Origin of the sequence: Candidatus Microbacterium colombiense, assembly GCA_029203165.1 — a bacterium.
GTDB classification, from domain to species: domain Bacteria; phylum Actinomycetota; class Actinomycetes; order Actinomycetales; family Microbacteriaceae; genus Microbacterium; species Microbacterium colombiense.
On sequence record CP119308.1, the window covers coordinates 2,439,065 to 2,465,276 of the forward strand.

The 26,212-nt window shown below is 67.2% G+C and carries 25 protein-coding genes and 1 pseudogene; 5 read left to right on the top strand and 21 right to left on the bottom strand.

Going from position 1 to position 26,212, the window contains the following annotated elements; all coding sequences use genetic code 11:
* The first annotated feature begins 176 nt into the window (after positions 1-176).
* On the top strand, positions 177-788 hold the full coding sequence (locus tag P0Y60_11825) for an AAA family ATPase (GenBank protein WEK60025.1): 612 nt from the start codon (positions 177-179) through the stop codon (positions 786-788).
* Here the strand turns inward: P0Y60_11825 and P0Y60_11830 are convergent.
* Both P0Y60_11830 and recO read right to left on the bottom strand, forming a co-directional pair.
* Positions 728-1,531 carry an isoprenyl transferase gene (locus P0Y60_11830; protein ID WEK60026.1) on the bottom strand — a complete coding sequence of 268 codons (804 nt, stop codon included), beginning with the start codon at positions 1,529-1,531 and terminating at the stop codon, positions 728-730. The two genes, P0Y60_11825 and P0Y60_11830, sit on opposite strands and share 61 nt — an antisense overlap.
* Positions 1,528-2,271 carry a DNA repair protein RecO gene (gene recO / locus P0Y60_11835; protein ID WEK60027.1) on the bottom strand — a complete coding sequence of 248 codons (744 nt, stop codon included), beginning with the start codon at positions 2,269-2,271 and terminating at the stop codon, positions 1,528-1,530. The genes P0Y60_11830 and recO overlap by 4 nt, the downstream gene beginning before the upstream one ends.
* Positions 2,272-2,305: 34 nt before the next feature.
* Here recO and P0Y60_11840 point away from each other — a divergent pair, with 34 nt between their 5' ends.
* On the top strand, positions 2,306-3,004 hold the full coding sequence (locus tag P0Y60_11840; protein ID WEK60028.1) for a TRIC cation channel family protein: 699 nt from the start codon (positions 2,306-2,308) through the stop codon (positions 3,002-3,004).
* Positions 3,005-3,085: 81 nt separating this feature from the next.
* Here the strand turns inward: P0Y60_11840 and leuA are convergent, their stop codons facing one another.
* The gene (gene leuA, locus P0Y60_11845; GenBank protein ID WEK60029.1) at positions 3,086-4,840 is read right to left on the bottom strand and encodes a 2-isopropylmalate synthase; all 1,755 of its coding nucleotides are present in this window, start codon (positions 4,838-4,840) and stop codon (positions 3,086-3,088) included.
* Between the two features lie 194 nt (positions 4,841-5,034).
* On the opposite strand from leuA, the gene P0Y60_11850 reads away from it, so the two are divergent.
* Entirely contained in the window at positions 5,035-5,682 is a 648-nt protein-coding gene (locus P0Y60_11850; protein WEK60030.1) for a hypothetical protein, read from the top strand.
* Positions 5,683-5,691: 9 nt separating this feature from the next.
* Here P0Y60_11850 and P0Y60_11855 read toward each other — a convergent pair whose 3' ends face one another.
* The 14 genes and pseudogenes from P0Y60_11855 to hrcA form a co-directional block, all read right to left on the bottom strand.
* A complete protein-coding gene (locus P0Y60_11855) occupies positions 5,692-6,633 on the bottom strand; it encodes an NADP-dependent oxidoreductase (GenBank protein WEK60031.1) in 942 nt (313 codons plus the stop codon).
* A gap of 384 nt (positions 6,634-7,017) precedes the next feature.
* A complete protein-coding gene (locus P0Y60_11860; protein ID WEK60032.1) occupies positions 7,018-7,593 on the bottom strand; it encodes a sigma-70 family RNA polymerase sigma factor in 576 nt (191 codons plus the stop codon).
* Complete coding sequence (locus tag P0Y60_11865) at positions 7,590-8,525, bottom strand: hypothetical protein (GenBank protein WEK60033.1); 936 nt, start codon at positions 8,523-8,525, stop codon at positions 7,590-7,592. The genes P0Y60_11860 and P0Y60_11865 overlap by 4 nt, the downstream gene beginning before the upstream one ends.
* A 92-nt stretch (positions 8,526-8,617) precedes the next feature.
* Positions 8,618-9,088 carry a hypothetical protein gene (locus P0Y60_11870; protein WEK60034.1) on the bottom strand — a complete coding sequence of 157 codons (471 nt, stop codon included), beginning with the start codon at positions 9,086-9,088 and terminating at the stop codon, positions 8,618-8,620.
* Positions 9,085-10,074, bottom strand: coding sequence for a hypothetical protein (locus P0Y60_11875; GenBank protein ID WEK60035.1), 990 nt, complete (start codon positions 10,072-10,074; stop codon positions 9,085-9,087). The genes P0Y60_11870 and P0Y60_11875 overlap by 4 nt, the downstream gene beginning before the upstream one ends.
* Positions 10,064-10,615 carry a sigma-70 family RNA polymerase sigma factor gene (locus P0Y60_11880; GenBank protein ID WEK60036.1) on the bottom strand — a complete coding sequence of 184 codons (552 nt, stop codon included), beginning with the start codon at positions 10,613-10,615 and terminating at the stop codon, positions 10,064-10,066. The genes P0Y60_11875 and P0Y60_11880 overlap by 11 nt, the downstream gene beginning before the upstream one ends.
* A gap of 54 nt (positions 10,616-10,669) precedes the next feature.
* Positions 10,670-11,566 carry a GTPase Era gene (gene era / locus P0Y60_11885; protein WEK60037.1) on the bottom strand — a complete coding sequence of 299 codons (897 nt, stop codon included), beginning with the start codon at positions 11,564-11,566 and terminating at the stop codon, positions 10,670-10,672.
* The gene (locus P0Y60_11890; protein ID WEK60038.1) at positions 11,559-12,854 is read right to left on the bottom strand and encodes a hemolysin family protein; all 1,296 of its coding nucleotides are present in this window, start codon (positions 12,852-12,854) and stop codon (positions 11,559-11,561) included. Before P0Y60_11890 ends, era begins: the two co-directional genes overlap by 8 nt.
* The gene (gene ybeY / locus P0Y60_11895; GenBank protein WEK60039.1) at positions 12,851-13,309 is read right to left on the bottom strand and encodes an rRNA maturation RNase YbeY; all 459 of its coding nucleotides are present in this window, start codon (positions 13,307-13,309) and stop codon (positions 12,851-12,853) included. The genes P0Y60_11890 and ybeY overlap by 4 nt, the downstream gene beginning before the upstream one ends.
* Positions 13,306-14,331 carry a PhoH family protein gene (locus P0Y60_11900; protein WEK62912.1) on the bottom strand — a complete coding sequence of 342 codons (1,026 nt, stop codon included), beginning with the start codon at positions 14,329-14,331 and terminating at the stop codon, positions 13,306-13,308. Before P0Y60_11900 ends, ybeY begins: the two co-directional genes overlap by 4 nt.
* A 79-nt stretch (positions 14,332-14,410) precedes the next feature.
* Complete coding sequence (locus tag P0Y60_11905) at positions 14,411-14,761, bottom strand: histidine triad nucleotide-binding protein (protein WEK60040.1); 351 nt, start codon at positions 14,759-14,761, stop codon at positions 14,411-14,413.
* 40 nt (positions 14,762-14,801) lie between these two features.
* Positions 14,802-15,530 carry a 16S rRNA (uracil(1498)-N(3))-methyltransferase gene (locus P0Y60_11910; protein ID WEK60041.1) on the bottom strand — a complete coding sequence of 243 codons (729 nt, stop codon included), beginning with the start codon at positions 15,528-15,530 and terminating at the stop codon, positions 14,802-14,804.
* A 4-nt stretch (positions 15,531-15,534) separates the two neighbouring features.
* A pseudogene (gene dnaJ / locus P0Y60_11915) lies at positions 15,535-16,651 on the bottom strand (molecular chaperone DnaJ).
* A gap of 36 nt (positions 16,652-16,687) precedes the next feature.
* Positions 16,688-17,719, bottom strand: coding sequence for a heat-inducible transcriptional repressor HrcA (hrcA, locus tag P0Y60_11920; GenBank protein WEK60042.1), 1,032 nt, complete (start codon positions 17,717-17,719; stop codon positions 16,688-16,690).
* 71 nt (positions 17,720-17,790) lie between these two features.
* Here hrcA and P0Y60_11925 point away from each other — a divergent pair, with 71 nt between their 5' ends.
* Positions 17,791-19,209 carry a carboxylesterase family protein gene (locus P0Y60_11925; GenBank protein ID WEK60043.1) on the top strand — a complete coding sequence of 473 codons (1,419 nt, stop codon included), beginning with the start codon at positions 17,791-17,793 and terminating at the stop codon, positions 19,207-19,209.
* A gap of 3 nt (positions 19,210-19,212) precedes the next feature.
* Here P0Y60_11925 and hemW read toward each other — a convergent pair whose 3' ends face one another.
* The 4 genes from hemW to P0Y60_11945 all read right to left on the bottom strand — a co-directional run bounded on the left by hemW (position 19,213) and on the right by P0Y60_11945 (position 24,895).
* The gene (hemW, locus tag P0Y60_11930; GenBank protein WEK60044.1) at positions 19,213-20,430 is read right to left on the bottom strand and encodes a radical SAM family heme chaperone HemW; all 1,218 of its coding nucleotides are present in this window, start codon (positions 20,428-20,430) and stop codon (positions 19,213-19,215) included.
* A complete protein-coding gene (locus P0Y60_11935; protein WEK60045.1) occupies positions 20,430-21,083 on the bottom strand; it encodes a DUF1990 family protein in 654 nt (217 codons plus the stop codon). The genes hemW and P0Y60_11935 overlap by 1 nt, the downstream gene beginning before the upstream one ends.
* A 102-nt stretch (positions 21,084-21,185) precedes the next feature.
* Positions 21,186-23,057 carry a translation elongation factor 4 gene (gene lepA / locus P0Y60_11940; protein ID WEK60046.1) on the bottom strand — a complete coding sequence of 624 codons (1,872 nt, stop codon included), beginning with the start codon at positions 23,055-23,057 and terminating at the stop codon, positions 21,186-21,188.
* A gap of 116 nt (positions 23,058-23,173) precedes the next feature.
* The gene (locus P0Y60_11945; protein WEK60047.1) at positions 23,174-24,895 is read right to left on the bottom strand and encodes an ABC transporter family substrate-binding protein; all 1,722 of its coding nucleotides are present in this window, start codon (positions 24,893-24,895) and stop codon (positions 23,174-23,176) included.
* Between the two features lie 336 nt (positions 24,896-25,231).
* Here P0Y60_11945 and P0Y60_11950 point away from each other — a divergent pair, with 336 nt between their 5' ends.
* Entirely contained in the window at positions 25,232-26,212 is a 981-nt protein-coding gene (locus P0Y60_11950) for an ABC transporter permease (protein WEK60048.1), read from the top strand.

The following is a 26,212-nucleotide window of genomic DNA, read 5'->3' on the forward strand; positions in this document are numbered from 1 at the left end:
CACCTATGAGCTATTCCGCCCTCGGCTCAGCCCTGCGGCATCCGCGCCTGTCCATAACTCCGGAGAAACGGGGGCCGGAACGGGTCGAAAGCGCTTTCCGGCCTGATGTGACGAAGGTTTTGAGGAGTTATGAACGAGTCGCCGTGCGCAGGCGGCTTGGCGGCTAGGCTCGTCGGATGCTCAGCGCGGACGATCCCCTGCCCCGGCAGCAGGTGCGGGTGTTGGTGGCCGGGGTCACCGGCTCGGGCAAGACCACACTCGCGGGCCGTATCGGTGAGATGTGGGAGCTGCGTCACGTCGAGATCGACGGCCTGTTCCACGGACCGAACTGGACGCCACGCCCCGACTTCCTCGACGACGTACGCGCGTTCGCCGCCGAGGACCGCTGGGTCACGGAGTGGCAGTACACCAGCAAGGGCACGGACGAGATCCTGACTCCGCGCGCACAGGTCGTCATCTGGCTCGACTACCCCTACCGCGTGGTCCGTACACGGCTCCTGCGCCGCACGCTGAGACGAAGCATCCTGCGCACGCGCCTGTGGAACGACAATGTCGAGAGGCCGATCTGGCAGATGTGGTCAGGCGACCCCGACGAGAACATCCTGGCGTGGCAGACCAAGACACTGCACAACTGGGAGGAGCGGATGCCGGAGTACACCGAACGCTTCCCCCACCTCACGATCGTGCGGCTGCGTCATCCGCGCCAGACGGAGCGCTGGCTGCGCGCTCAGGCCGGGGCGTCCGGCACGTCGATCGCGCCGCCGAAGCGCCGGTCTCGGGACAGATAGACGCTGATCGCACGCCAGAGCTCCTCCCGCGAGAAGTCCGGCCAGAGCGTGTCGAGGAACACCATCTCGGCGTACGCGGATTCCCAGAGCAGGAAGTTGGAGGTGCGCTGCTCCCCCGAGCTGCGCAGGAACAGGTCCACATCGGGCATGTCGGGTACGTAGAGGTTGCGGCGGATCATCTTCTCGGTGATCGCATTCGGCTTCACGCGTCCGGCGGCGACATCGGCCGCGATCGCACGCATCGCATCGACGAGCTCGACACGGCCGCCGTAGTTCACGCACATCGTGAGGGTCAGCACGTCATTGCCGCGCGTCAGCTGCTCGGCGTGCTGGAGCTCCTTGATGACACTGCCCCACAGCCGCGGCTTACGCCCCGCCCACCGCACGCGCACGCCCCACTCGTTGAGCTGATCGCGGCGCCTGTGCAGCACGTCGCGGTTGTACCCCATGAGGAAGCGGACCTCCTCGGGAGAGCGCGCCCAGTTCTCGGTCGAGAACGCGTACACCGACAGGTGCTTGACTCCGGCCTGGATCGCGCCGGCGACGACGTCGAGCAGCACCTCCTCACCGGCCTTGTGCCCTTCGATGCGGTTGAGGCCCCGCCGGTTGGCCCAGCGCCCGTTGCCGTCCATGACGACCGCGACGTGCTCCGGCACCGCGGGAAAGCTCGGCGGATACACCCCGGTCCAGTCCAGCGGGCGGTACGCGACGGCGTCTTTGTGCGTGTACGGCTTCGGACTCACCGTGCTCCTTCGGAAGGGATGTCTGACACATGGGCGAGCGAACGGATGCCGCGCTCCAGGTGCCACTGAGCGTAGGCGGAGACGAGCCCGGATGCCGCCGCGGTATCGGCGTGCAGTGCGGCGTCGACGGCATCCCACTCCCCCGCGATCAGCGAGCGCAGCAGAGCCAAGGTCTTCTCGGCGACGCGCGGGCTTCCTGCCGGCGCGCACGCGCTGCAGATCACCCCGCCCAGTTGTGCGACGAACCGTGTGTGCGGCCCCGGAGTGCCACACCGTGCACAGTCGTCGAGAGACGGCGCCCATCCCGACAGCGCCATGACACGGAGGAGGTACGAGTCGAGGATGCTGCGCGGCACGTGTTCGCCGCGCGACAACGCACGCAACCCGCCGACGAGCAGCAGGTACTGTTCCGGCGTGGCTTCGGAGTCGCTCAGCCGATCGGCGGTCTCGACCATCGCGTTCGCCGCGGTGTAGCGGTCGTAGTGGGCGGCGATCTCGGATCCGTACGACCCGAGCGACTCGGCCTGCTGCACGATGTCGAGTGTTCGCCCCTGATACAGCTGCACGTCGGCGACCATGAAGGGCTCGAGCCGCGAACCGAACTTCGACGAGGTGCGCCGCACACCCTTGGCCACCGCCCGCAGCTTGCCGTGCCGCCGCGAGAGCATGATGACGATGCGATCCGCCTCACCGAGTTTGTGAGTGCGCAGGATCACCGCTTCATCTCGGTACGTGGGCACTGTTCGATTATCCTCCGTGCGCGACAATAGAGGCGTGACCGAACCGCTCTTCACCATTCCGCTCTGGGCGGACCTGCTCGGCGTCGGCCTCGGCGGAGTGCAGGGCGCGATGTTCGCCTCCGGATTCCAGGGCCAACGCCGCCTGGATTGGCTGGGCGTCGCGATCATCGGCATCATGATCGGCATGGGCGGCGGTCTGATCCGCGACATCCTGCTCGGCCAGACGCCCGCCACACTGCAGAGCAACTGGTATCTGCTCACTGCGACAGGGGCGGCTCTTCTCGGAATGTTGCTGGCCGGAATCTTCAACCGGCTCAACACCGTGATCGTGGTGCTGGATGCCGTGGTCATCGGCATGTTCGGCGCCTTCGGCACGAGCAAGGCGATCGCGTTCGGCATCCCTCCGGTGCCCGCCGTCTTCATCGGGGTGTGCGCGGCCGTCGGCGGTGGCGTGCTGAGAGACATGCTGATGGGGCTGCCGACATCGATCATGCATGTCGGTTCGCTCTACGCGGTCGCGGCGGGCGCGGGTTGCGTCTTCATCTCGACGGCGAACGTGCTCGGCATGCCCATCCCCCTCGCGGCGGTGATCGGCATCGTGGTGACCGCGGTGATCCGCGTGCTCGCCGTCAGCTTCGACGTGTCCCTGCCGGAGCAGCGTCGCCTCTATCGGCGAAAGGTCGCAGCCGAGACAGGCGCCATCGCGATCGTGAAGCCCAGCGCCGACCTCTAGCCGTCCGCACGCCGTGCCGAGTCGGCACCTGTCGTCGCCACCGAGACCGGGAAGCGACGACAGGTGCCGAATCGGCTGCGCTCAGACGGCTGCGAGCTCCTGCTGACGCGTGCGGATCGAGCGGTTCACGCCCGACACGATCGCCTTGAGCGATGCCGTCGAGATGTCGCCGTCGATACCGACACCCCAGAGACGCTGGTCCCCGACCTGCAGCTCGACGTAGGCCGCAGCCTGCGCATCGCCACCGGCGCTGAGAGCGTGCTCCACGTAGTCGTACACGGTGATGTCGAAGCCCTGACCGCGCAGCACCTCGACGAACGCCGCGACCGGGCCGTTGCCGTTGCCGGAGACCGAGACCTGCTGATCGTCATCGCGCAGCACCACGTCGAGCACGACGTCGCCGGACATGTCACTGCGCGTCTGCGTGGCGAGCAGCTCGAAGCGGCCCCACTTGGCAGCGGCATCCGTCGCCGGCAGGTACTCGTCGTTGAACGTCGACCAGATCTGCTCACTCGTCACCTCGCCGCCCTCGGCGTCGGTCTTGCCCTGAACGACTCCGGAGAACTCGATCTGCAGTTTGCGCGGCAGGTCGATCGCGTGGTCGGCCTTCAGCAGATAGGCGACGCCGCCCTTGCCGGACTGCGAGTTGACGCGGATGACGGCCTCGTACGAGCGGCCGAGATCCTTCGGGTCCACGGGCAGGTAGGGCACCGCCCACTCGATGTCGTCGACCGTCACGCCCTGCGCCTCGGCTTTGACGGCCATGGCCTCGAAGCCCTTCTTGATCGCGTCCTGGTGCGATCCGCTGAACGCGGTGAAGACCAGGTCCCCCGCCCAGGGGCTGCGCTCTGGCACCGGCAGCTGGTTGCAGTACTCGACCGTGCGCTTGACCTGGTCGATGTCGCTGAAGTCGATCTGCGGGTCGATCCCCTGCGTGAACAGGTTGATGCCCAGCGCGACGATGTCGACGTTGCCGGTGCGCTCACCGTTGCCGAACAGGCAGCCCTCGATGCGATCCGCGCCGGCCATGTAGCCGAGCTCGGCCGCGGCGATCGCGGTGCCGCGGTCGTTGTGCGGATGCAGCGACAGGATCACGTTCTCGCGGTGGGCGAGGTGACGGCTCATCCACTCGATCGAATCGGCGTAGACGTTCGGCGACGCCATCTCGACGGTCGCGGGCAGGTTGATGATCACCTTGCGATCGGGCGTGGGCTCGAAGACCTCGATCACCTGGTTGCAGATGTCGACCGCGAACTCCAGCTCCGTGCCGGTGTAGCTCTCGGGCGAGTACTCGTAGTAGACGTCCGTGTCGGGAATCGTCTTCTCGAACTTCCGGCACAGGCGCGCACCTTCGAGCGCGATGTCGATGATGCCCTGCTTGCCGGTGCGGAACACGACCTCGCGCTGCAGCACGCTCGTGGAGTTGTAGAGGTGCACGATCGCCTGCTTGGCTCCGGCGATCGACTCGTAGGTGCGCTCGATGAGGTGCTCGCGCGCCTGGGTCAGCACCTGGATCGTCACGTCGTCCGGGATCAGGTTCTCTTCGATGAGCTGACGGACGAAGTCGAAGTCGGTCTGGCTCGCCGAGGGGAAGCCGACCTCGATCTCCTTGTAGCCCATGCTCACGAGCAGCTCGAACATGACGCGCTTGCGCTCGGGCGACATCGGATCGATCAGGGCCTGGTTGCCGTCGCGGAGATCGACGGCACACCAGCGCGGCGCCTCGGTGATCCTGGCGTCCGGCCATGTGCGGTCCGGCAGGTGGACGGCGATCTGCTCGTGGAACGGCCGGTACTTGTGGATCGGCATCGTCGACGGGCGTTGAGTGTTCTGCATGATGGGGCTTCTTCTCTTCGTCAGGGTAAACGGGCCAACACAAGCGCCGCGACGAGGAAGGCCCTAGCTTTTAGGACTCGTCGCGGCAGCTAAGAAGAAGCAGTCCGCCGAAAGGCATGTGGTCATGGTAGCAGGGAAGCCGGAACCGATTCGACGACGGTGAGACGATCCGCTCGCGAGTGACACTCTCAGTCATGAGTACATCGCAGCGACGCCTGGTCCTCGCCTCGGCATCCATCGCCGGCCTTCTCGCGCTGAGCGCGTGCGCGACGGGGCCGGGGGGCTCCCCTGCGCCGACCAGCACGACGGTCTCGTCGGATCAGCTCCTGGAGACGGCACAGCCCGGACTCCCGAGCGGGCGCGTGATCGCGACCGGAACGGTGCTGGATGTCGGGGGCGATGTGCAGCTCTGCCTCGGCGCCGTCGCGGAGTCGTATCCGCCGCAGTGCAGCGGCATCCCACTGGATGACTGGACGTGGGACGGCGTCGACGGCAGCGAGACCAGCGGTGATGTGACCTGGGGAACGTACGCCGTCTACGGCACCTTCGACGGAGACCGGTACACCAACACCGATCCGCCCATCATGCTCGCGTTGTACGACCCCATCCGACTGGACGATCCGGTCGGTGGTGTCGACGGCAAGACCGACGAGGCCGAGCTCACGAAGATCCAGGACGACATCGCGAGCCGTCTCGGCGCCGATGCGCTCACGGTGTGGACGGAACGCGGCTACGTCTGGCTCCAGGTCGCCTGGGATGACGGCACGATCCAGGATGCCGCGAATGCCGAGTTCGGCGACGATGTGGTCGTCGTCACCTCTGCGATGCGCGAGATCGACTGAGCCGATCGGTCACCCGGCGGGAACCAGCGCGAGCTTGCCGCCGGGATGACCGGTCGCCAGGAAACGATGCGCCTCCACCGCCTCCGCGAGTGGATAGGTGCGGACGACTGGTACGAGGAGATCGCCGCTCTCAGCGAGGGCGGTGAGCTCTCCGCGCACGTCATCACGGAAACGGGCGCTGGCGGGCATCGAGCCGGCGATCGCGAGGATGCCGTCGGCTGTAGCGCGACCGAACGCCGCGATCGTGACGATCCGTGCACGGTCCGCGACGAGCGCGAGCGACACGTCGATCGCCTCGTCCGTGCCGACGGCGTCGAGTGCCGCGGCGATCGGTCCGGCAGCCACCGCCCGTACATGATCCGCGAGCCCGGCGCCGTACGTGACGGGGACACCGCCGAACCGGCGGACCTCGTCGAGACGCCCTTCGCTCGCAGTACCGATCACGCGGATGCCCCGGAGCCGAGCCTGTTGGAGCACGCTGACCCCGACCGCACCCGAGGCGCCGTGCAGCAGAATCGTCTCCCCCGGGGACGAGCCGGTCACCGCGAGCATCTCGGCGGCTGTCGTTCCCACCAGAAGCAGGTTCGCGGCCTCCGGATGGGTGAGCGTGCTCGGTTTGGCGAACACCTTCTCGGCCGGCACCGTGAGTTCGGTGGCGTACCCGCCGCGCACGCGGAAGGCGATGACCTCGTCGCCGACGTCGGCGGGGCCGGACCCGATGGCCGTGTCCGCACCGAGTGCGACGAGCTCGCCCGACACCTCGTATCCGATCGGTACCGGGAACTCCACCCCGGCCCGTGGTGAGGCGACGTGCTTCGCATCCGCGGGATTCACACCACACGCATGCACCCGGATCGTGACCTCGCCCGGTCCCGGCAGGGCGAGGTCGTGATCGACGTATCGCCACGATTCCGGGGTACCGGCGGCGTCGGCCACCCAATGCTTCGCCATGATCGGTCCTCTCGCAGATGATGTGTCGTCGACTCCATCATCTCCCCGCGGGCGCCGATGCGCTCCGGACGGAGCGACGGTGGCGCTCCGTCGTCAACCGAACGCCACCGTCGTGGACTTCCCCTCACTACCCCCCGGATTCGAGGACGAAGCCGGTGCAGACGAGACCCCTGTGCCTTACCCCCCGGTAGGGTGACGAGGCCTCGTGCTGCGGCCCACCCGATCGTCGAGGACGAGGGCAATCGTTTCCCTCCACGACCGAGTGGTTACTGAAACCGTAAGCCGCTGCCCCCTCGGAACGCAAAGTCCACCGCATGGATTAATTCGATTGTCAGGAAATCGCGTCTCGCGCAATGCACCGCTTCCACGGGCGTCGAGCGGCGGTCATCCCGCCGATCGGGGGTCGCTCTCGGCCGCGGATGTCGTGCCGAGTGCGTCGGGTTCATCATCGACCTGGTCGAGGCCCAGCTCGGTCTCCAGCTTCTTGCGCGCACGACTCAAGGTCGTCCAGACGCTGGCCTGCGAACACCGGAGCACCTGCGCGACCTCGCCCGCTGCGAGCTGATCCCAGTAGGAGAGCATCACGATCTGGCGCTCCCTCGGGGTGAGGACCGTATCGATCGCGTGACGAACCGCGAGGCTGTCCAGCAAACTCTCCTCGCTCGGCGCCGCGTACACGGTGTGCACGGCTTCCCACGCCCGTTCGCGGGCACGACGACTGCGTTCACGATCCTTGAGCTTGTTGTCGGCGGCGCGCAGCAGCCAGATCAAGCCGAGAGGCCGGGATGGGTCGAGCTTCTTCCACGCCAGCAGGAAGACATCTGAGACGATCTCCGAGACCTCGTGCTCATCGTCGACCACGCACTCCACATGGCGGCGGATCGGTGCCCAGAACGTGTCGTAGATCTTCTTGAAGGCTGCTTCGCGGTCGGCATCGCGAGCCTCGGACCGCGCGCTCATCCGACGAGCCCTTCCACGTCCCACAGCTGGTACCCCAGGATCGTCCCGGTGGGCAGCAATGGATCGGCCTTGACGACGGTGCGCTCCATCCCGATGATGCGTCCGGTGTCGGCCGAGACGAACACGACATCACTCACGGCACCGTCCGACGAGACCACACGGAGGCCGTCGATGGGACGCCCGAGACGATCCAGAGTGCGCGGTACGGCTGTCGCGTCGCCGGCGTCGCGGATGATCTCCAGCACACGCGCGTGCTGCTCGTTCGTCAGCGTCCACTGCCCGAAGAGCGTCGTGACAGCGGTCACCACCTCGAACGCCGACGGCGTGCTCGGCATCCCGAGCGACTCGAGCGCCCCCTGTATCGCCGCACGCGAACCGGCCGGAGGATCGGTGACAGGCGTGAGGAAGTCGCCGGGCGCCAACGGAAGGTCGTCGACGAGCACGCCGTCGGTGTGTTCGTCCGGTATCTCCAGGTGGGAGTACCACGCGGCGTCGTCGGGATCGCCTTCCGGACTGTTGATGTTGGTCGCGTGCCCGGATCCGTCCGCCTCCCACGACAACGTCGACAACTGCGTGAAGACCTTGAGCTCGCCGGTGCCACCGTTGATGGAGAAGTTCCAGGATGCCGTCTGGACATCACGTCGCGGCTCGACGGGTCCCGGTGCGACAGCGAGGTTCTTCGCGGCCTGATTCACGATCCACGCGGGACTCGTGATGTCCGCCAGGAGCGCGGCGGGCGCTCCTGCTCGCGCCGTCGTCGGAGGGACGATCACGACGAACGCGGCGATGACGACTCCCGCCGTGGCGACCGCCAGACCGGAGGCCCATCCCAGGGCGAGCGCACGCCGATGTCGGCGGGCACTCGTCCGCACGATCCGGTCGCGGGCACGGAGCGCCTCGGGGGTCGGCGCCGCGTCGCGCAGCGTCCTCACGGGGCTCGCTTGGCGCAACAGTTGATCGAGGGGAGACAGATCTTCAGACATAAGCGAACTTCACCGGGGCGCGACGCGCTCCACCCCTGGGATCAGAGGAAGCACCGGATGTTCGTGGAGGAGGCGTTGACGTTCGCCCAGTTGCCGGCGAAGACCGTCGTGACGACTGTCGAGCCGTTGCGCACCTGCGCATAGCCGGAGGCACGTGCGTTCGCCGCTGACGCGATGGTGAAGGTGGATGTGGGCGTGATGGTGCCGCACGTGGGCCAGCTGAGCATCCGACCGTTGCGATTGGCGCCGTCGTAGGCGCAGATCCGCCCGGTCGCGCACGTACCGACGGATCGCGATGCCGTCTCGCCTGGAGCCGTCATCTCCATGCCCGATGCCGGCCACACCGCATGATTCGGACTCAGAAGCAGTCCTCCGGGGAAATCCTCCAGCATGTCGGCGATCACCGGGTCGACGTCGTCTGCGAACTGCGTCGCCGACGCCGCGGTCGGCACCGAGCTCAGCAGCAGGACTGCACCGATCACGGCGGACGCGAGAATGCGCGGTCGTCTCATCGCGTCTGCTCCTCGTCGATGTCCCAGACCCGGTAGCCGGTGATCGCGCCGACCGGAGAGATCCCGTCGTCCTTCAGCGCCGTGCGTTCCACGCCGACGATGCGCCCGGTCTCCATCGAGATGAGCACGACATCGCTCACATATCCGTCCGCCGACAGCACGCGCAGCCCAGCGACCGGACGACCGAGTCGGTCGCGCGTCTCGCCGAGGGCGTCCGCGCCGCCGGCCGTCTCGATGAGCGCGAGAAGCTCCGCGTGCTGAGCATTCGTCAGCGTCCAGTGCCCGAACACGAACGTGATCGCCTTGACGACGTCGAACGCCGTCGGCTCGTCGGGCATCCCGAATGCCTGGAGCATCGCGCGGACGTCCGTCGCGGATTCGCCGGGCACCAGCGGAACGGGGGTGTTGAACTCCCCCGGTTCCATGTCGAACTCGTCGACGACATCGCCGCTGCTCACGATCTCGCCGCGATTGTTCGCGACCGCGTCGGCGGGGTCGTACGGGACCCCGTTCACGATCCGCACATGCCCGGAGAGGTCTTCGTTCCACGTCGTCGTGCTCAGCTGTGGCACGATCAGCGCGTGCGCCCCGTCGTCGTCCGCTGAGTACGACCAGGTCGCGGTGACGACACTCCGCTCGGGCACCGAAGGGCCTGCTGCGGCGGCCAGGGCGGTGTCCGCATCCTGCACGATCTCGGAGACCGTGCCCGTACCGTGGAACGCCAATGGTGTCGGCGTGCTGGCCACCGCAGCCCCCTGCGGAAGCACCATCGCGACGGCGAAGACGACGGCGGCAGTGGCAACGACGAGGCCTGATGTCCAGCTCACCGCCCGCGAATGGCCGCGGACCGGATTGCGGTGGCGGTGGCGGAGCAGGATGCGATCGCGGATCGCGAGTGCCCGCGCATCAGGCGCGGCATCACGGGGCGTGCGCGCTGGATCCGCCTCCACGAGGGCTCGTTCGAGCACGACTTCGTCACCCCTCATGGTCCCCCGCCCCCTCCAGGCCCAGCACTTCGCCCATCCGCGCTCGCGCGCGTCTCAGCATCGCTCGCACGCCTCGACGTGGGTACCGAATCAGTTCCGAGATCTCCCCCTCGGTGAGCCCGTCCCAGTATGCCAGCATGATGATACGCCGCTGCCGGGCGGTGAGGACAGCCAAAGCGCGCATCACGGCGTCACGATCAGGCAACACTTCCCGTTCGGCATCGCCGTCATGCTGCGCATCGGCGGCGCCCGACATGCCGTGATGAACCGCATCGAGCACCGATGCCCGGCTGGATGACCGCCCGGCGCGCACGCGGAGTTCACGGTCGGCGGCGCGAAGCAGCCACACACGCCCCATGGGTCGTGCGGCATCCATTCGCGTCCACGCGTCGAGGAACACCGCCGAGACGATCTCGGTGACCTCATCGTCGTCCTCGACGACACCTTCGATGTGATGGCGCAGAGCCGCCCAATTGTCGTCGAAGAACTTCGTGAAGACCGCATCCCGCAGCGAGTTCGGGTCTTCGCTGCGACCGGTCATCTCAGTGCCGTGGGCGGCCTTCCCGCCGCCGTCGATCCGCCCCGGGGTCTCATGTCAGAACCCGAGTCTGCCCAGCTGCTTGGGGTCGCGCTGCCACTCCTTGGCGACCTTCACATGCAGGCCCAGGAACACCCGCGTACCGAGGAGCCCTTCGATACCGGTACGCGCCCGCGCGCCCACATCACGGAGGCGCTTGCCCTTGTGACCGATGATGATGGCCTTCTGACTGTCGCGCTCCACCACGAGCGATGCGTGCACGTCGGTGAGGTCGCTGTCCTTGCGCGGAGCGATCTCGTCGATCACGACCGCGATCGAGTGCGGAAGCTCGTCGCGGACGCCCTCCAGCGCCGCCTCACGGATGATCTCCGCGATCCGGTCCTCCTCGGACTCATCCGTCGTGATGCCCTCGGGATACAGTGCAGGGCCCTTCGGCAACAGCGTCAGGATCTCGTCGGACAGCACCTCGAGCTGGTCATGGGTGAGTGCGGAGAGCGGGACGACTGCCGCCCAGTCCTCGCGCAGCGCATCCACCTCCAGCAGACGCTCCGTGATGTCGTCCCGGCCGGCGGCATCCGTCTTGGTGACGATCGCGATCTTCTTCGCGCGCGGGTAGCCGTCGAGCGACGCCGCGATGCGACGATCACCGGGACCGACCTTCTCGGTGGCCGGCACGCAGAAACCGATCACGTCGACATCTCCGAGCACCTGGTCCACGAGGTCGTTCAAACGCTCGCCGAGGAGCGTGCGGGGCTTGTGGATACCGGGGGTGTCGACGATCACCAACTGGCCGTCCGGGCGGTTAACGATGCCACGGATGGCCCGCCGCGTGGTCTGCGGCTTCTCACTCGTGATCGCGATCTTCTCCCCCACCAGCGCGTTCGTCAGTGTCGACTTGCCCACGTTCGGTCGCCCGACGAAGGTCACGAATCCGCTTCGCGTCTGCTCAGTCATCGCGTCGCTCTCCTTCTCTGTCCGCCGCATCCGGGTCGACGGTTGCTCGTTCGACGAATACCGTCGCAATTCCTCGTCCTCGGCCCCGTGACGCTCCACCGGTCAGCACGAGCCCGTCGACCGTCGCGGTCGCGCCGGGCTGCGGCACCTGCCCGAGCGCTTTGCCGAGCAGTCCCCCGATCGAGTCGACGTCTTCATCATCGAGTTCGAGTCCGAAGAGATCGCCGACATCTTCCAGCGAGAGCCGGGCGCTCACGCGATAGCGACCATCGCCGAGGTCGAAGAACTCGGCGGACACCTGATCGTACTCGTCGGAGATCTCGCCGACGAGCTCTTCGATCAGATCCTCCAGGGTCACGAGACCGGAGATCCCTCCGTGCTCATCGATCACCAGACAGACGTGCACGGCGTCGCGCTTCATCTGCTGTAGCAGCGTCTCGGCACGCATCGACTCGGGCACGAAGGTGGCCGGGCGGGAGATGGGCCGGATGGAGGCGGTGCGCCATGCGGTCTCATCGCGGAACGCGAACTGCACGAGGTCCTTGAGGTAGAGGACGCCCACGACGTCGTCCGCCTCGTCATCGACCACCGGCATCCGCGAGACACCACGGTTGAGGAAGAGCGCCATCGCCTCACTCGTCGTGGCCGTCGCATCCACGGTCACCATCTCCGTGCGCGGCACCATCACGGCCCGGACGAACTGGTCGGTGAAGTCGAACACCGAGTGGATGAGATCACGATCGTCCGCTTCGATGAGGTCGTTCGACGCCGCCTCATCGACCATGCTGAGCAGCTGCTCCTCGGAGCTGAACGAGCTGCGACCCGCGCCGGGGGTCACCCGGTTGCCGAAGGCGACCAGTGCCTGCGCGATCGGGCCGAGGAAGATCCGCAGTCCGCGCACGATCGCCGCGTTGGCGCGCAGCATGCCGTCCGCATGATCGCGTCCGAACGTGCGAGGGCTCGCGCCGACCGCGACGAAACTGATGCCGGTCATCAACACGGCCGCGGCAAGCATGGCCCACCAGATGTTGTCGAAGAGGAACATGAACGCCACCGTGACGAACACCGCGGCCGCGGTCTCGGCGAGCACGCGGATGAACGCGACGGCGTTGACGTGCGCGTCAGGATCGGCGGCGATACGGGCCAGATGGCGGGAGTTGCGGCCTTCCGTTCCCATCTCCTCCAGATCGGACCGCGACGTCACACCGAACGCGGCGTCGATCGCGGCCATCAGACCGCCGAAGGCGACCAGCAGAACGGCGCCGGCAAGCAGGAAGGCGGCTGTCATCGGCGGCGTTCGGATGCGGCGAAGCCCTGGATGAGCTCCTTCTGCAATCCGAACATCTCACGCTCCTCATCCGGTTCGGCGTGATCGAATCCGAGAAGATGCAGCAGTCCGTGCGTGGTGAGCAGGATCAGCTCGTCCATGACCGTGTGGCCGGCCGCCTGCGCCTGCGTCTCGGCGACCTGCGGGCAGAGCACGATGTCTCCGAGCAGGCCGGGGGCGGTGGGGCGATCCTCCGTGCCCGGGCGCAGCTCGTCCATCGGGAAGCTGAGCACATCGGTGGGACCCGGCTCATCCATCCACTGGACGTGCAGCGCTTCCATCGCTCCTTCGTCGACCAGCACGATGGCCACCTCGGCGTCGGGGCTGACATGCAGCTGCGCGAGGTTGAAGTCGGTGAGTCGCTGCAGCACGGTCTCGTCGACCGCGATGGCCGACTCATTGTTGATCTCGATCATGAGATTCCTCGCTTCGGGGCGCGATCGCGCGGTCCTGGTCTCTGTCCCCCGCGACGTTCCGCGCGGTTGGCGAACTCCGCCGCCTGCTCGCGCTCGAATCGCTGGGCGGTGCGACGTTCGTCGAACTCGCTGTACGCATCGACGATGCGCCCCACGAGCGAGTGACGCACGACGTCGTCGCTGGTGAGTCGGGAGAAATGGATGTCGTCGATGTCGTCGAGCACCCGCGTCACCATGCGCAGCCCCGAGGAGCCCTGCGGAAGATCCACCTGGGTGATGTCTCCGGTGACGACCATCTTGGTGCCGAACCCGAGACGCGTGAGGAACATCTTCATCTGCTCAGGGGTGGTGTTCTGCGCCTCGTCGAGCACGACGAACGAGTCGTTCAGCGTGCGCCCTCTCATGTAGGCGAGTGGCGCGACCTCGATGGTCCCCGACGCCATGAGACGGGGCACGATCTCGGGGTCCATCATCTCGTTGAGCGCGTCGTAGAGCGGTCGGAGATAGGGGTCGATCTTGTCGGTCAGGGTGCCCGGGAGGAAGCCCAGGCGTTCGCCGGCCTCGACGGCCGGACGCGTCAGGATGATGCGCACGACCTCCTTGCGTTGCAGCGCCTGCACGGCCTTCGCCATGGCCAGATATGTCTTGCCGGTCCCAGCGGGGCCGATTCCGAACACGATCGTGTTCTCCTCGATGGCGTCGACGTAGTCCTTCTGCCCCTGCGTCTTCGGGCGGATGACCTTGCCCCGCGTCGAGAGGATGGCCTCGCCGAGCACTTCGCTCGGGCGGGGCCCACCGTCCTGGCGCAGCATCCGGGCAGAGCTCTCGACGTCGCTCGGTGCGAGGTCGTGCCCCGCCCTGGTCATCTCGAGCAGTTCGTCGACGAGTTCCTTGGCCTTCGCCACGTCGTCGGCGTCACCGCTGAGCGTGATCTCATTGCCGCGCACCAGCACCTGCACAGCACGGTGCTCCTTCTCGAGCATGCGGAGGAGGCGGTCCTGCGGGCCGAGCAGCTGCACCATCGCGATGCCGTCGACGTAGATCTTCTCGACCGACTCGGGAGTGCGGCCCTCGAGGCTGCGCTCCTCGGGAATGTGTTCGTCAGGCACCGACGCTCTTCTCATTCAGTCCGCCACCCAGGATGTGGGCGTGCACGTGGAACACGGTCTGCCCCGCCCCGGGGCCCGTGTTGAAGACGAGGCGGAAGCCGCCGTCGTCGGTATGCTGGGCCGCGAGCTCGTTCGCGAAGGCGATGAGCTCGGCCAGCAGACCCGGATCCGCTGCCGCGAGTTCGGTGACGTCGCGGTACTCCGAGGTCTTCGGGATGACCAGCAGATGCACCGGCGCCTGCGGCGCGATGTCGCGCAGCGCGAACAGCCGGTCGGTCTCAGCGAGGATCTCCGCAGGGATCTCCCCGGTCAGGATGCGCGTGAAGATCGAGGGTTCCGTCATGGGGTCAAGTCTACTGACCGCTGTGCGGGACGCGCCGGGATCACCAACGGGCGAGGGCCACCGAGAGCACGGCGATCGCCGCCGGCCCCGCGGTCGATGTGCGCAGCACGGTGTCGCCGAGCAGCACACGTTCCGCTCCCGCCTCGGTGAGCCGGGAGAGCTCTTCGGCGGAGATCCCGCCTTCCGGACCGACGACCAGCACGAGATCGCGTCCGTCGGACTCGATCTCCGACAGCCGCGCGGTGGCCGTGGGGTCGAGCAGCAGCATCCGCTGCGATGTCGCCCGCACGGCGAGCTGAGCGGTGCTCACCGGCTCACTCACCTCGGGAACCCACGCACGATGAGCCTGCTTCGCCGCCTCGCGGACGATCGATGCCCACCGTTCCCGTCCTTTGACCGCCTTCGCACCCTCCCACCGGGAGACGCTCCTGCTCGCCTGCCACGGCACGATCTCGTCGACCCCGAGCTCGCATGCCGCCTGCACGGCGAGCTCGTCGCGATCACCCTTCGCAAGGGCCTGCACGAGCACGATCCGCGGGCTGGGCGACGGGCTCTCAAGGCGCTCGGCGATACGCACATCGACCTGCGCCGGTGCGACCGACTCAGCCACTCCGGTCAGCCACACGCCGGCGCCGTCTCCGATCGTGATCGCCTCGCCCACGCGCAGCCGGCGCACGACCGCGGCGTGCTTGGCCTCGGCACCGGTGAGCGTGACGACATCGCCGGCCGCGGCCCCGGTGGCCGTCTCGAGAAGAAAGTGCAGCGCCATGGACTCAGTGCGCGCGGAAACGGTCGCGGAGCTTCGAGAAGAGCCCCTGCTGGAACTGCGCCAACTGCGGTCCCGGCGCCTTGGCCTTCTTCGCGAAGTCCTCGATCAGCGCCCGCTGTGCGGAATCGAGCTTCGTCGGCGTCACGACCTGCACGCCCACGCGGAGGTCGCCGCGCTGCGTGCCCCGGAGCGGCGTGATGCCGCGCCCTTTGATGGTCAGCACGTCGCCGGACTGCACGCCCGCGCGGATCTCCAGGTCGACCGAACCGTCGAGCCCCTGGATCTCGGTCTCCGTGCCGAGGATCGCATCGGTCATCGAGACCTCGAGGGTCGCGAGGAGGTCGTCCCCCTCCCGGCTGAACGCGGCGTGCGGGTTGACGGTGACCTCGACGTACAGGTCGCCGTTCGGGCCACCCGCCTTGCCGACCTCGCCGGATCCGGGCAGCTGCAGACGCAGCCCCGTCTCGACGCCGGCGGGAATGTCGAGGGAGACCGTGCGGCGCGAACGCACGCGCCCCTGACCACCGCATGTGCCGCACGGGTAGGGGATCGTGGTGCCGTAGCCCTCGCAGGTGCCGCACGGCTGGGACGTGACGACGTTGCCGAGCAGGCTGCGCACCTGGCGCTGCACGTGGCCGGACCCACCGCAGATGTCGCAGGTGACGGGCGAGGTGCCCTCCTGGCAGCACGAGCCCTGACACGTCTCGCAGAGCACCGCCGTGTCGACCTCGATGTCACGGTGGGCACCGAAGACGACGTCGCCGAGGTCGAGGGTGACGCGCACGAGCGCAGTCCTGTCCGCGTTCGCGTCGGGAGCGCGGGCGTCCGCCTCGCCCTCCGCCCTGCGCCGCGCCGAAGAACGTCTCGAAGATGTCGCCGAAACCGCCGAAGCCGCCGAAGTTGCCCGCAGCGCCGTCACCGCCGCCCATGTCGTACCGTCGACGCGATTCGTCGTCGCTCAGCACGTCGTATGCGTGGGTGACGAGCTTGAACTTCTCCGCGGCGTCCTCCCCCGGGTTCACGTCCGGGTGCAGCTGTCGTGCCAGGCGTCGATACGCCTTCTTGATCTCGTCGATGGACGCGTCCCGGGAAACCCCGAGAACTTCATAGTGGTCCGCCACAATCGCCTTTCTGCGTGTGTTCTGTCGGGAGCCGCGTCAGCGGCTCGCCTCGTCGTCGTCGAGCATCCGCGTGAGGTAACGGGCGACCGCCCGTGCCGCCGCGAGATTGCTCGGGTAGTCCATGCGGGTCGGCCCCATCACGCCGACGCGAGCAGTGCCGCTGGGCGCGGCGTAGTTGCTGGCGACGATCGATGCCTCACCGAGCCCGAACGGGGCGTTCTCGGTGCCGATGCTGGCGGCGAGCCCGTGCTCGTCCGTCACCATCTCACTCATGAGGCGCAACAGGGTCACCTGCTCCTCGATCGCCTCCAGGAGAGGATGGATGCTCCCCCGGAAGTCCTGTCCGCGACGCGCGAGGGTCGCCGCCCCCGCCATCACCAGACGCTCCTGTCTGAACTCTCCCAGCTCGTCGATGACGATGCCGGCCAGAGTGCGTAGGGCCGCATCGCCCGGCTTCTCGTCCTGCGCGATGAGGCCCTGGAGGCGGTCAGACGCCTCACTGATCGCCTGACCGGTGATCAAGGACGACAACCGCGCGCGCAGCACGGCCATGTCGGCCTCGTCGACATCGACGGGAAGCGGCGCCATGCGCTGAGACACGCCGCCGGCATCGGTGACCAGCACGATCAGAAGGCGGTTCGGGGCGAGCGCGACCAGTTCGAGATGCGTCACGTGCGCGCGGGCGAACGACGGGTACTGCGCGAGCGCGACCTGCCCGGTGAGCTGGGTGAGCACCCGTACCGTCCGCACCATCAGATCATCGAGGTCGGCGGGGTCGGCGAGGAACGATTCGATCGCGGAGCGCTGGGCACCCGAGAGCGGCCGCAACTGCGCGAGATGGTTGACGAAGACGCGGTAGCCCTTGTCCGTCGGAACCCGCCCGGACGACGTGTGCGGGGCTGCGATGAGCTCCTCGTCTTCGAGCAGCGCCATGTCGTTGCGGATCGTGGCGGCGGAGACGCCGAAGGAATGCCGGTCGACGATCGAACGGCTGCCGACGGGCTCGTGGGTTTCGACGTAGTCCTGCACGATCGCTCGGAGAACCTGGAGTCCTCGCTCGGTGACCATCGCCTTCCCTTCCGCTGGCACTCGGATACTCGGAGTGCCAATTCTACCGTCAGGGACCTACGATGACGACCATGACCTCCTATCCCCAGATCACGCTCAGCACCGGCATCGTCCGAGGAGTCGCTGAGGACGCCACCCATCGCTTCCTCGGCATCCCCTATGCGGCGCCGCCGTTCGGTGAGAACCGCTTCCGCATTCCGCAGCCGCCGACACCGTGGGAGGGCGTGCGCGAGGGAACCTCGTTCGGTCCGACGGCTCCGCAGCTCCCCTACCCCGGTGCGATCGGGGAACTGTTGGGCTCCGTGCGGATCGAGGGAGACGACATCCTCACCGCGAACGTGTGGGCACCGGTGGATGCGCAGGGCGCGCCGGTGCTGCTGTGGATCCACGGCGGCGCGCTCGAGCGCGGCACGGCGGCACTGTCGCTGTACGACGGATCGGTGTTCGCACGCTCGGGCATCGTCTTCGTCTCGATCAACTACCGGCTCGGCGCCGAGGGATTCTCGGTGCTGGATGGCGCCCCGCGCAACCTCGGGTTGCTCGACGCGGCGGCCGCTCTGGCCTGGGTGCATCGCGAGATCGCCGCGTTCGGGGGTGATCCCACTCGGATCACCGCGATGGGAGAGTCGGCCGGCGGCGCACTCGTGTCCGCGCTGCTCGCACGAGACGATTCTCGGGCACTGATCTCGCGGGCCATCATCGAGTCCGGTCCGATGGAGGCGCAGACCGCCGCGAAGGCAGCACGGGTGACCGCGCAGATGGCGAAGCGACTGGGCGTGAAGCCAGACCGCGCCTCGTTCGCCGAGCTTCCGCCCGAACGACTGCTCGAGGCGCGCCGGCTCCAGTCCGCCGGTTCATCGCCGCTGGGCGGTGCTCCCGGTTTCCAGATCGCGATCGACCCGGAGAGCATGCCTCGTTCGCCGCACGAGATTCTCGGCACCATCGACACACCGCTGCTGATCGGCACCAACACCGACGAGTACCGCCTGTGGTTCACTCCCGAGGCCCTGGACGGGATCAGCGAGCTCAAGCTGTTCGTCGCCGCGCTCGCCCTGCGCATCCCCCGCCGCGCGGTCTCGGCCTATCGCGCGGCCTGGTCCGGCGCCTCGACCGGCGAGGTGTTCGGACAGCTGGCCACCGACATGATCCTGCGCCGCGGACTCACACGGGTCGCGCGTGCGCGGCCGGCCTCCACCCACGTGTACGAGTTCGCCTGGGCGAGCCCGGTGCGCGACCTCCGCGCGGCGCATGCCTTGGAATTGGGCTTCGTGTTCGACCGGCTCGACGACCCGGAGGCGATCCGCCTGGCAGGGCGCGACGCGCCGCGCGCCCTGGCAACGGAGATGAACGCGTCATGGGTGTCATTCATCACGACCGGCGACCCCGGTTGGCCCGCCTACGGGGAGGGGCGGTCGACGCGCCTGTTCGACACCGAGACCACGACGGTCGCGCAGCGGCGCACCCCAGGACTCGACCTGCTGCCGAACTGAGCGTCAGTCGGTCAGTTCACGCACGACAGCGTCGGCGAGCAGCCGTCCGCGCAGCGTGAGCGTGATGCGTCCCCGCAGCGCGGCGGCAGGATCGACCATCCCGCCAGCGATGAGCCCGGCGACCCGCGTGCGGTTACCTGCGGGGAGTTCGGCGATCGCTATGCCCTCGGCGAGACGGCTGAGCAGCAGCACGCGCTCGAGCATCTGAGCCTCGGGATCGGGGCGCTCCGTGCCGGCCGCGGGAGATTCGGATGCCGAGAGTCGCTGCGCGTAGGCGGCGGGGTGCTTCACGTTCCACCAGCGCAGGCCTGCGACGTGACTGTGCGCGCCCGGGCCGAACCCCCACCAGTCGCTGCCGCGCCAGTACGCGAGGTTGTGACGCGAACGCTGCTCGGGTGTGCGCGCCCAGTTGCTGACCTCGTACCACTCGAAGCCGGCGTCGCGCAGACGCGCGTCGGCGAGCTCGTACATATCGGCCTGCACGTCGTCATCGGGAGTCGGCACTTCTCCACGCCTGATCTGACGCGCGAGCTTGGTGCCGTCCTCGATGATCAGCGCATACGCGGAGATGTGATCGGAGTCGAGGGCGAGTGCGGCGTCGAGCGACGCCTCCCAGTCCGCGAGCGACTCCCCCGGCGCTCCGTAGATCAGGTCGACGCTCACGGCGAGACCTGCGTCCTTGGCTGCAGCCACCGCGGTGCGCACGTTCTCCGGCTGATGCGTCCGGTCGAGCGCCGCCAGCACATGCGGCACCGCTGACTGCATGCCGATCGACAGACGCGTGACGCCGGCGTCGGCGAGCGTGCGCGCGACCTGGGGAGTGACCGTGTCCGGGTTGGCCTCCACGGTGACCTCGGCCCCCTCGGCGAGTCCGAAGGCGGAGACCGCGGAATCCAGCATCCGCGCGAGGTCTCCCGCGGGAAGGAGAGTGGGCGTGCCGCCGCCGAAGAAGACGGTGTCCATGGGGCGCAGAGCGCCGGCGTCACTCAGCACCCGCTGCGCCATCGCGATCTCGGTGGTCAACGTCGTCGCGTAGTCCTCCTGCTTCGCACCGCGCAGTTCGCTGGAGGTGTACGTGTTGAAGTCGCAGTATCCGCAGCGCACACGGCAGAACGGGATGTGCAGATATGCCGAGAACGGAATGCTCGGATCGATCGGCAGGTCAGCGGGCAGACGACCGTCGATCGGTGCCGGATCTCCCAGGGGAAGAGGCCCCGCCATCAGAGCGGTGTCGCGTACAACGGCGAGATGGCCCGCAGGTAGCGCGCGAAGAGTTCCCGTCGGCGCCGCTTCACGAGGGCGGGCGCCGTGCGATAGATCAGGGCGTTGGGCGCGTCGAAGGCCCGCACTGTGAACCAGACCTCGTCGTTGTCCTCGCGCCAGTCGAGATCGAAGGACTCCTCGCCGCTGACGACCGAGCCTCCGACGGTTCCCAGCACGAAGCCGATCCGTCGGGTCTCCTCAGTCACCGAGATCACCCGGAGTTCGGCGTCGGCGCGCATCCCGGCCACCCGCCCGTGCAGGTGCAGCGTCATGCCGGGTCCGACGAACGGCGTCCCTTCGGCGTCGTACCGGGGTTCGACGTCGTTCTTGCTGGGAGCGATCGGGTTGCCCTCTGCGTCGAAGCTCACGCCGGCGTACGCGGGGCCCGGTGCGGGACGTACGTCCTCGACCGACAGCCCGGCCGCGCGCTGGGCCGTCCAGGAGAGCAGCGACTCGCCGGCGGTCTGGAAGCGCTCGAGTCCGCTGCCGATCCGCCAGGAATCCTCCGCCGGGATGCTGCGCTCCGGGGGGTACTGCATCAGATCGGGCGCGTGGGTCGCACCCACGGCCGCATAGTCAACCGTGCCGTCTCGGAAAGTCCCGCGCCGCATGAGTTCCAGCCTACCTAGGGTTACCTGAGCGAACACCCCCACGCGCCGCCGGGCGCCACATCACGGCGTGTCACACCGCGCGGTGTGCGCAGTGGCGGATCGCTACTTCTTGTCCTTGCTGTCGACGTCACCCGAGAGTGCGGCGATGAACGCCTCCTGGGGGACTTCGACGCGTCCGACCATCTTCATGCGCTTCTTGCCCTCCTTCTGCTTCTCGAGGAGCTTGCGCTTGCGGGTGATGTCACCGCCGTAGCACTTGGCGAGGACGTCCTTGCGGATCGCGCGGATCGTCTCACGTGCGATGATGCGGGCACCGATCGCCGCCTGGATGGGAACCTCGAACTGCTGGCGCGGGATCAGCTTGCGCAGACGCTCAGCCATCATCGTCCCGTAGCTGTACGCCTTGTCGCGATGCACGATCGAGCTGAACGCGTCGACCTTCTCGCCCTGCAGAAGGATGTCGACCTTCACGAGGTCGGCCTCCTGCTGGCCGGACGGCTCGTAGTCGAGCGAGGCGTATCCCTGCGTCTTCGACTTCAACTGATCGAAGAAGTCGAAGACGATCTCGCCGAGCGGGATGTTGTAGCGCAGCTCGACGCGCTCCTCCGAGAAGTACTCCATGCCCAGCAGCGTTCCGCGCCGGGTCTGGCACAGCTCCATCACCGTTCCGACGTAGTCCTTCGGCAGCAGGATCGCGGCCTTGACCATCGGCTCGGACACCGACCCGATGCGCCCGTCGGGGTACTCGCTGGGGTTCGTGACCGTCACGGTCTCGCCGGTGTCGGAGGTGAGCACCTCGTAGATGACGCTGGGGGCGGTGGTGATGAGGTCGAGACCGAATTCACGGGCGAGTCGCTCGGTGATGATCTCGAGATGAAGCAGGCCGAGGAAGCCACAGCGGAACCCGAAGCCGAGAGCGACCGAGGTCTCGGGTTCGTAGACCAACGAGGCGTCGGAGAGCTTGAGCTTGTCGAGCGCCTCGCGCAGCTCGGCGTAGTCACTGCCGTCGATCGGGTACAGCCCCGAGAACACCATCGGCTTCGGGTCGGTGTAACCCGCGAGGGCGTCCGTCGCCGGCTTGCGCGCGGTCGTGACGGTGTCGCCGACCTTCGACAGACGCACATCCTTCACACCCGTGATGAGATAGCCCACCTCGCCGACGCCCAGTCCCTTCGACGGGATCGGCTCCGGGCTCGAGACGCCGATCTCGAGGAGTTCGTGATTCGCGCCGGTCGACATCATCTGGATGCGCTCGCGCGGCGAGAGTCCGCCGTCGACCATTCGCACGTAGGTGACCACGCCACGGTAGGAGTCGTAGACGGAGTCGAAGATCATGGCGCGCGCCGGGGCGTTCGCATCACCGCTCGGAGCGGGGATCTCCTGCACGATCCGATCCAGCAGTTCCTCGACACCGACGCCGGTCTTGCCCGAGACGCGCAGCACGTCTTCGGGCTTGCCGCCGATGAGAGACGCGAGTTCCTTGGCGTATTTCTCCGGGTCGGCCGCAGGAAGGTCGATCTTGTTGAGAACCGGGATGATGTGGAGATCGTTCTCCAGTGCGAGGTACAGGTTCGCCAGCGTCTGCGCTTCGATTCCCTGGGCCGCATCGACGAGGAGGATCGCCCCCTCACAGGCGGCGAGGGATCGCGAGACCTCGTACGTGAAGTCCACGTGGCCCGGCGTGTCGATCATGTTCAGCGCGAAGACCTCGTCCGCGGCGCCCTCCGACTGAGAACGCGCCCACGGCATCCGCACCGCCTGGCTCTTGATCGTGATACCGCGCTCGCGCTCGATGTCCATGCGGTCCAGGTACTGGGCGCGCATGTCGCGATCCGAGACCACGCCGGTGATCTGGAGCATGCGGTCGGCGAGCGTCGACTTGCCGTGATCGATGTGGGCGATGATGCAGAAATTGCGGATCTGCGTCGCAGGCGTCGCGGCAGGCTGAAGAGGAGAGAGAGCGCGTGGTGACATGTCCTGACGATTCTACGGTGAGGGGCGAGGATTGAAGATTCCACTACGGCGCGAACACGCAGTCCGGGCGGCCCCAGTGGGACCGCCCGGACTGTGAAGCGTGGAGAACGCGGAGCCTACTTGGCCCAGCCCACGTTCTCCCAGTGTGCCGTTCCGGTCGTCGACTCGAACTGCGACGGACCGTAGTTCACGAGGCCGTCGGAGATCGCGTACTGGTTCGGACGCGCCGCCAGCGGAATCGTGACCGCTTCGCTCATGATGATCTTGTCGATGTCCTTCGCGATCACGAGGCGAGCCTCAGGATCGAGTTCGGCGTTCGCCTTGGACCACAGGTCGTCGAGCCGCTCGTCCGCTACACCGGGGAAGTTCTGTCCGGAGTCAGCGGGGTTGAAGATCGACTCCGTCGAGGAGATCGGGTAGGGCGTGCCCTGCCAGGCGAAGATCGTCGCTTCGAAGTCACGCGTCTGCGTGGTGATGTACTTCGTGAAGAAGTCCGCAGAAGGAACCGTGTCGATCTTCACGTCGAAGCCGGCCTTCGCCGCCATCGGCTGGATCTGCTTCGACAGGATCGCGGAGTTGGGCGTCTCGGACGGGATGACCAGTCGAACGCTCAGCGTGACGCCGTCCTTCTCCCGGATACCGTCGTCGCCTGCGACCCAGCCGGCGTCCTCGAGCTGCTTCTTGGCCGCTTCGACGTCGAAGGCGATGTCTGCACTGTCGTCCTCATACCCGTTCTGCCCGTTGAGGAAGATCAGGTTGTTGAGCACCTCGGGATCGACGCCCAACGGCTCGATGACGGCCTGTGCCATGATCTGGCGGTCGAGCGACTTCGCGAACGCCTGGCGGACCTCGACATCTTCGAACACGCCGGACGTTCCGTTCAGCGTGATGTGGCTGTAAGTCACACCCTTCGAGCTGAGGATCGCCGAGTCCTTGCGTGCCTTCGCCGACTCGAGCGTGTCGACGCTGGAGTTGATCGGAACGGCGTCGAACTCCTTGTTGGCGAACGCCTGACCCACGGTGGAGCGGTCGGTCGCCTTGAAGTTGATGGTCTCGAGCTTCGGGGCGTCGCCCCACCACTTCGGGTTCGGCTCGAACGTGATGGTCTGACCCGTCGCGTCGAACTTGCTGACCACGAAGGCGCTGCCCGAGACGAACGTGGAGCCGTCAGGGGCGAACGGGCCGGTCGCCCACGCCGTGTTGAAGCTCTCCGGCGTCGCCGTCAGCCAGCGCGGGTAGATTCCGCTCAGGATGGACGGCCAGTCGGCGTTCTTGTTCGCGAACGTGATCAGCACGTCCTGGTCGTTCTCGCCGGCCTCGACCGACTCGATGTCGGACCAGACGTTGGTCGACGTCGGAGCGTAGGCCTCGGTCTTGCCGTTGAGGGCGTTGAACATGCCCTGGAAGTCCTGCACGCCGATCGCGGTGCCATCGGACCACACGGCGTCGGGGTTGACCTTGACTTCGACGACCTGCGGGTCTTCGCTCTTCAGCTCGACCGAGGTGGCGAAGTTCGGGTCGGCTTCCCAGCCGCCGTCTTCGGTCACGACGACGAAGCCGGGAAGGAAGAGGCTCGAGATCGTGTTGTCGTCGACCGTGCCGGAATCCAGGTTGTACAGGTTCCAGTTGGCCGGCGTGTTGTCGAGGGGCAGCGTCAACGTGCCGCCATCCGTGATGGCATCGCGGTCGGCAGCGACCCAGCCGGTTGCGGGAAGAGCATCCGGCGACGCTCCGTCGCCGTCATCCCCACCCGTTGCGCCGGGCGCACATGCCGTCATCACCAGCGCGATGCTGGCGATTCCGGCGAGAGCCGCCCACTTCTTGGAGCTCGACTTCATCGATCTCCCCCTTCTGTCATTTCGTGCAGAGTGCACGGGACCAATCCACACCGGCGACCGAGAACGATCGGCGGCGATGGAGCAATACCATCGATGATCACCCCGGAAGCGATCAGGCCCACTGCGTGTTGTCCGGATCGTTACCTTCTTGTCGCAGAAACGCCGCGCTTCCCGTCGAAGTGCTCCTGACGTGCGAGCATGAGATCGCCGGGAGGCGGCGCACCGATGGATCGAAGAGGATCCACTGGTGTTTTGGACAGATGGCCGACTCGTGACTAAGGTAACCAGGCCGCAACACTCGACGGGCGCGCGGCGATCCCGCGCCGAAGGAGCTCCATGATCGGATTCATCGCCAAGCGATTGGTGAACTATCTCATCCTCACCGTCATCGCCACGCTGGCCGGGTATGCGCTCGTATCCACGACGCTCCAGCCGGCGGCACGATTCCTGGGCAAGAATCCGCCCATCCCGCAGACCACGATCGATGCCGCGCTCGACAAGCTCGGGGCGAACCCCGATGTCTCGCTTCTCCAGCGCATGATGGACTGGCTGGTGCAGCTGGTCACGACCGGTTCGCTCGGCATCTCCACGCGGGGAACCCAAGTCACGTCCGACATCTTCGAGCGTGCCGGCACCAGCCTTCGGCTCCTCATCATCGGGTCGATCCTCGGAGCGGTCTTCGGCATCCTGCTCGGAGTCTGGGGCGCCATCCGCCAGTACCGGGCGAGCGATCAGATCATCACCTACGCCTCGTTCACCGTGCTGGCCACTCCGATCTTCGTGATCGCCGTGCTGCTCATGATCGGCGCCACCTGGCTCAACAACGCCGCGGGCCAGCAGCTCATCAACTTCACCGGTGAGTACAGCGTGGGCGTCACCGGATTCTGGCCGGTCATAGGCGATCGAATAGCCCATCTGCTGCTGCCGACGATCGCTCTGACGGTCACGGCAGCCGCGTCCTACTCTCGCTATCAGCGCAGCGCCATGCTCGACGTGCTCTCCTCGGACTTCATCCGCACTGCTCGCTCGAAGGGACGCACGCGCGGTTCCGCGATCTTCCGTCACGGCGTGCGGGTGGCTCTGATCCCGATGTCGACGTTCTTCGCCTACTCCTTCGGCACGATCCTCACCGGCGCATCGGTCACCGAGAAGATCTTCAGCTGGCACGGAATGGGTGAGTACCTCATCGACTCCGTCTCGAACAACGACATCAACGCGGCAACCGGGTCCATCCTGTTCGCGGCGATCCTCGTACTCATCGCCGGCACATTGGCCGATGTCCTCTATGCGGCCCTCGACCCTCGAGTGAGGATGTGA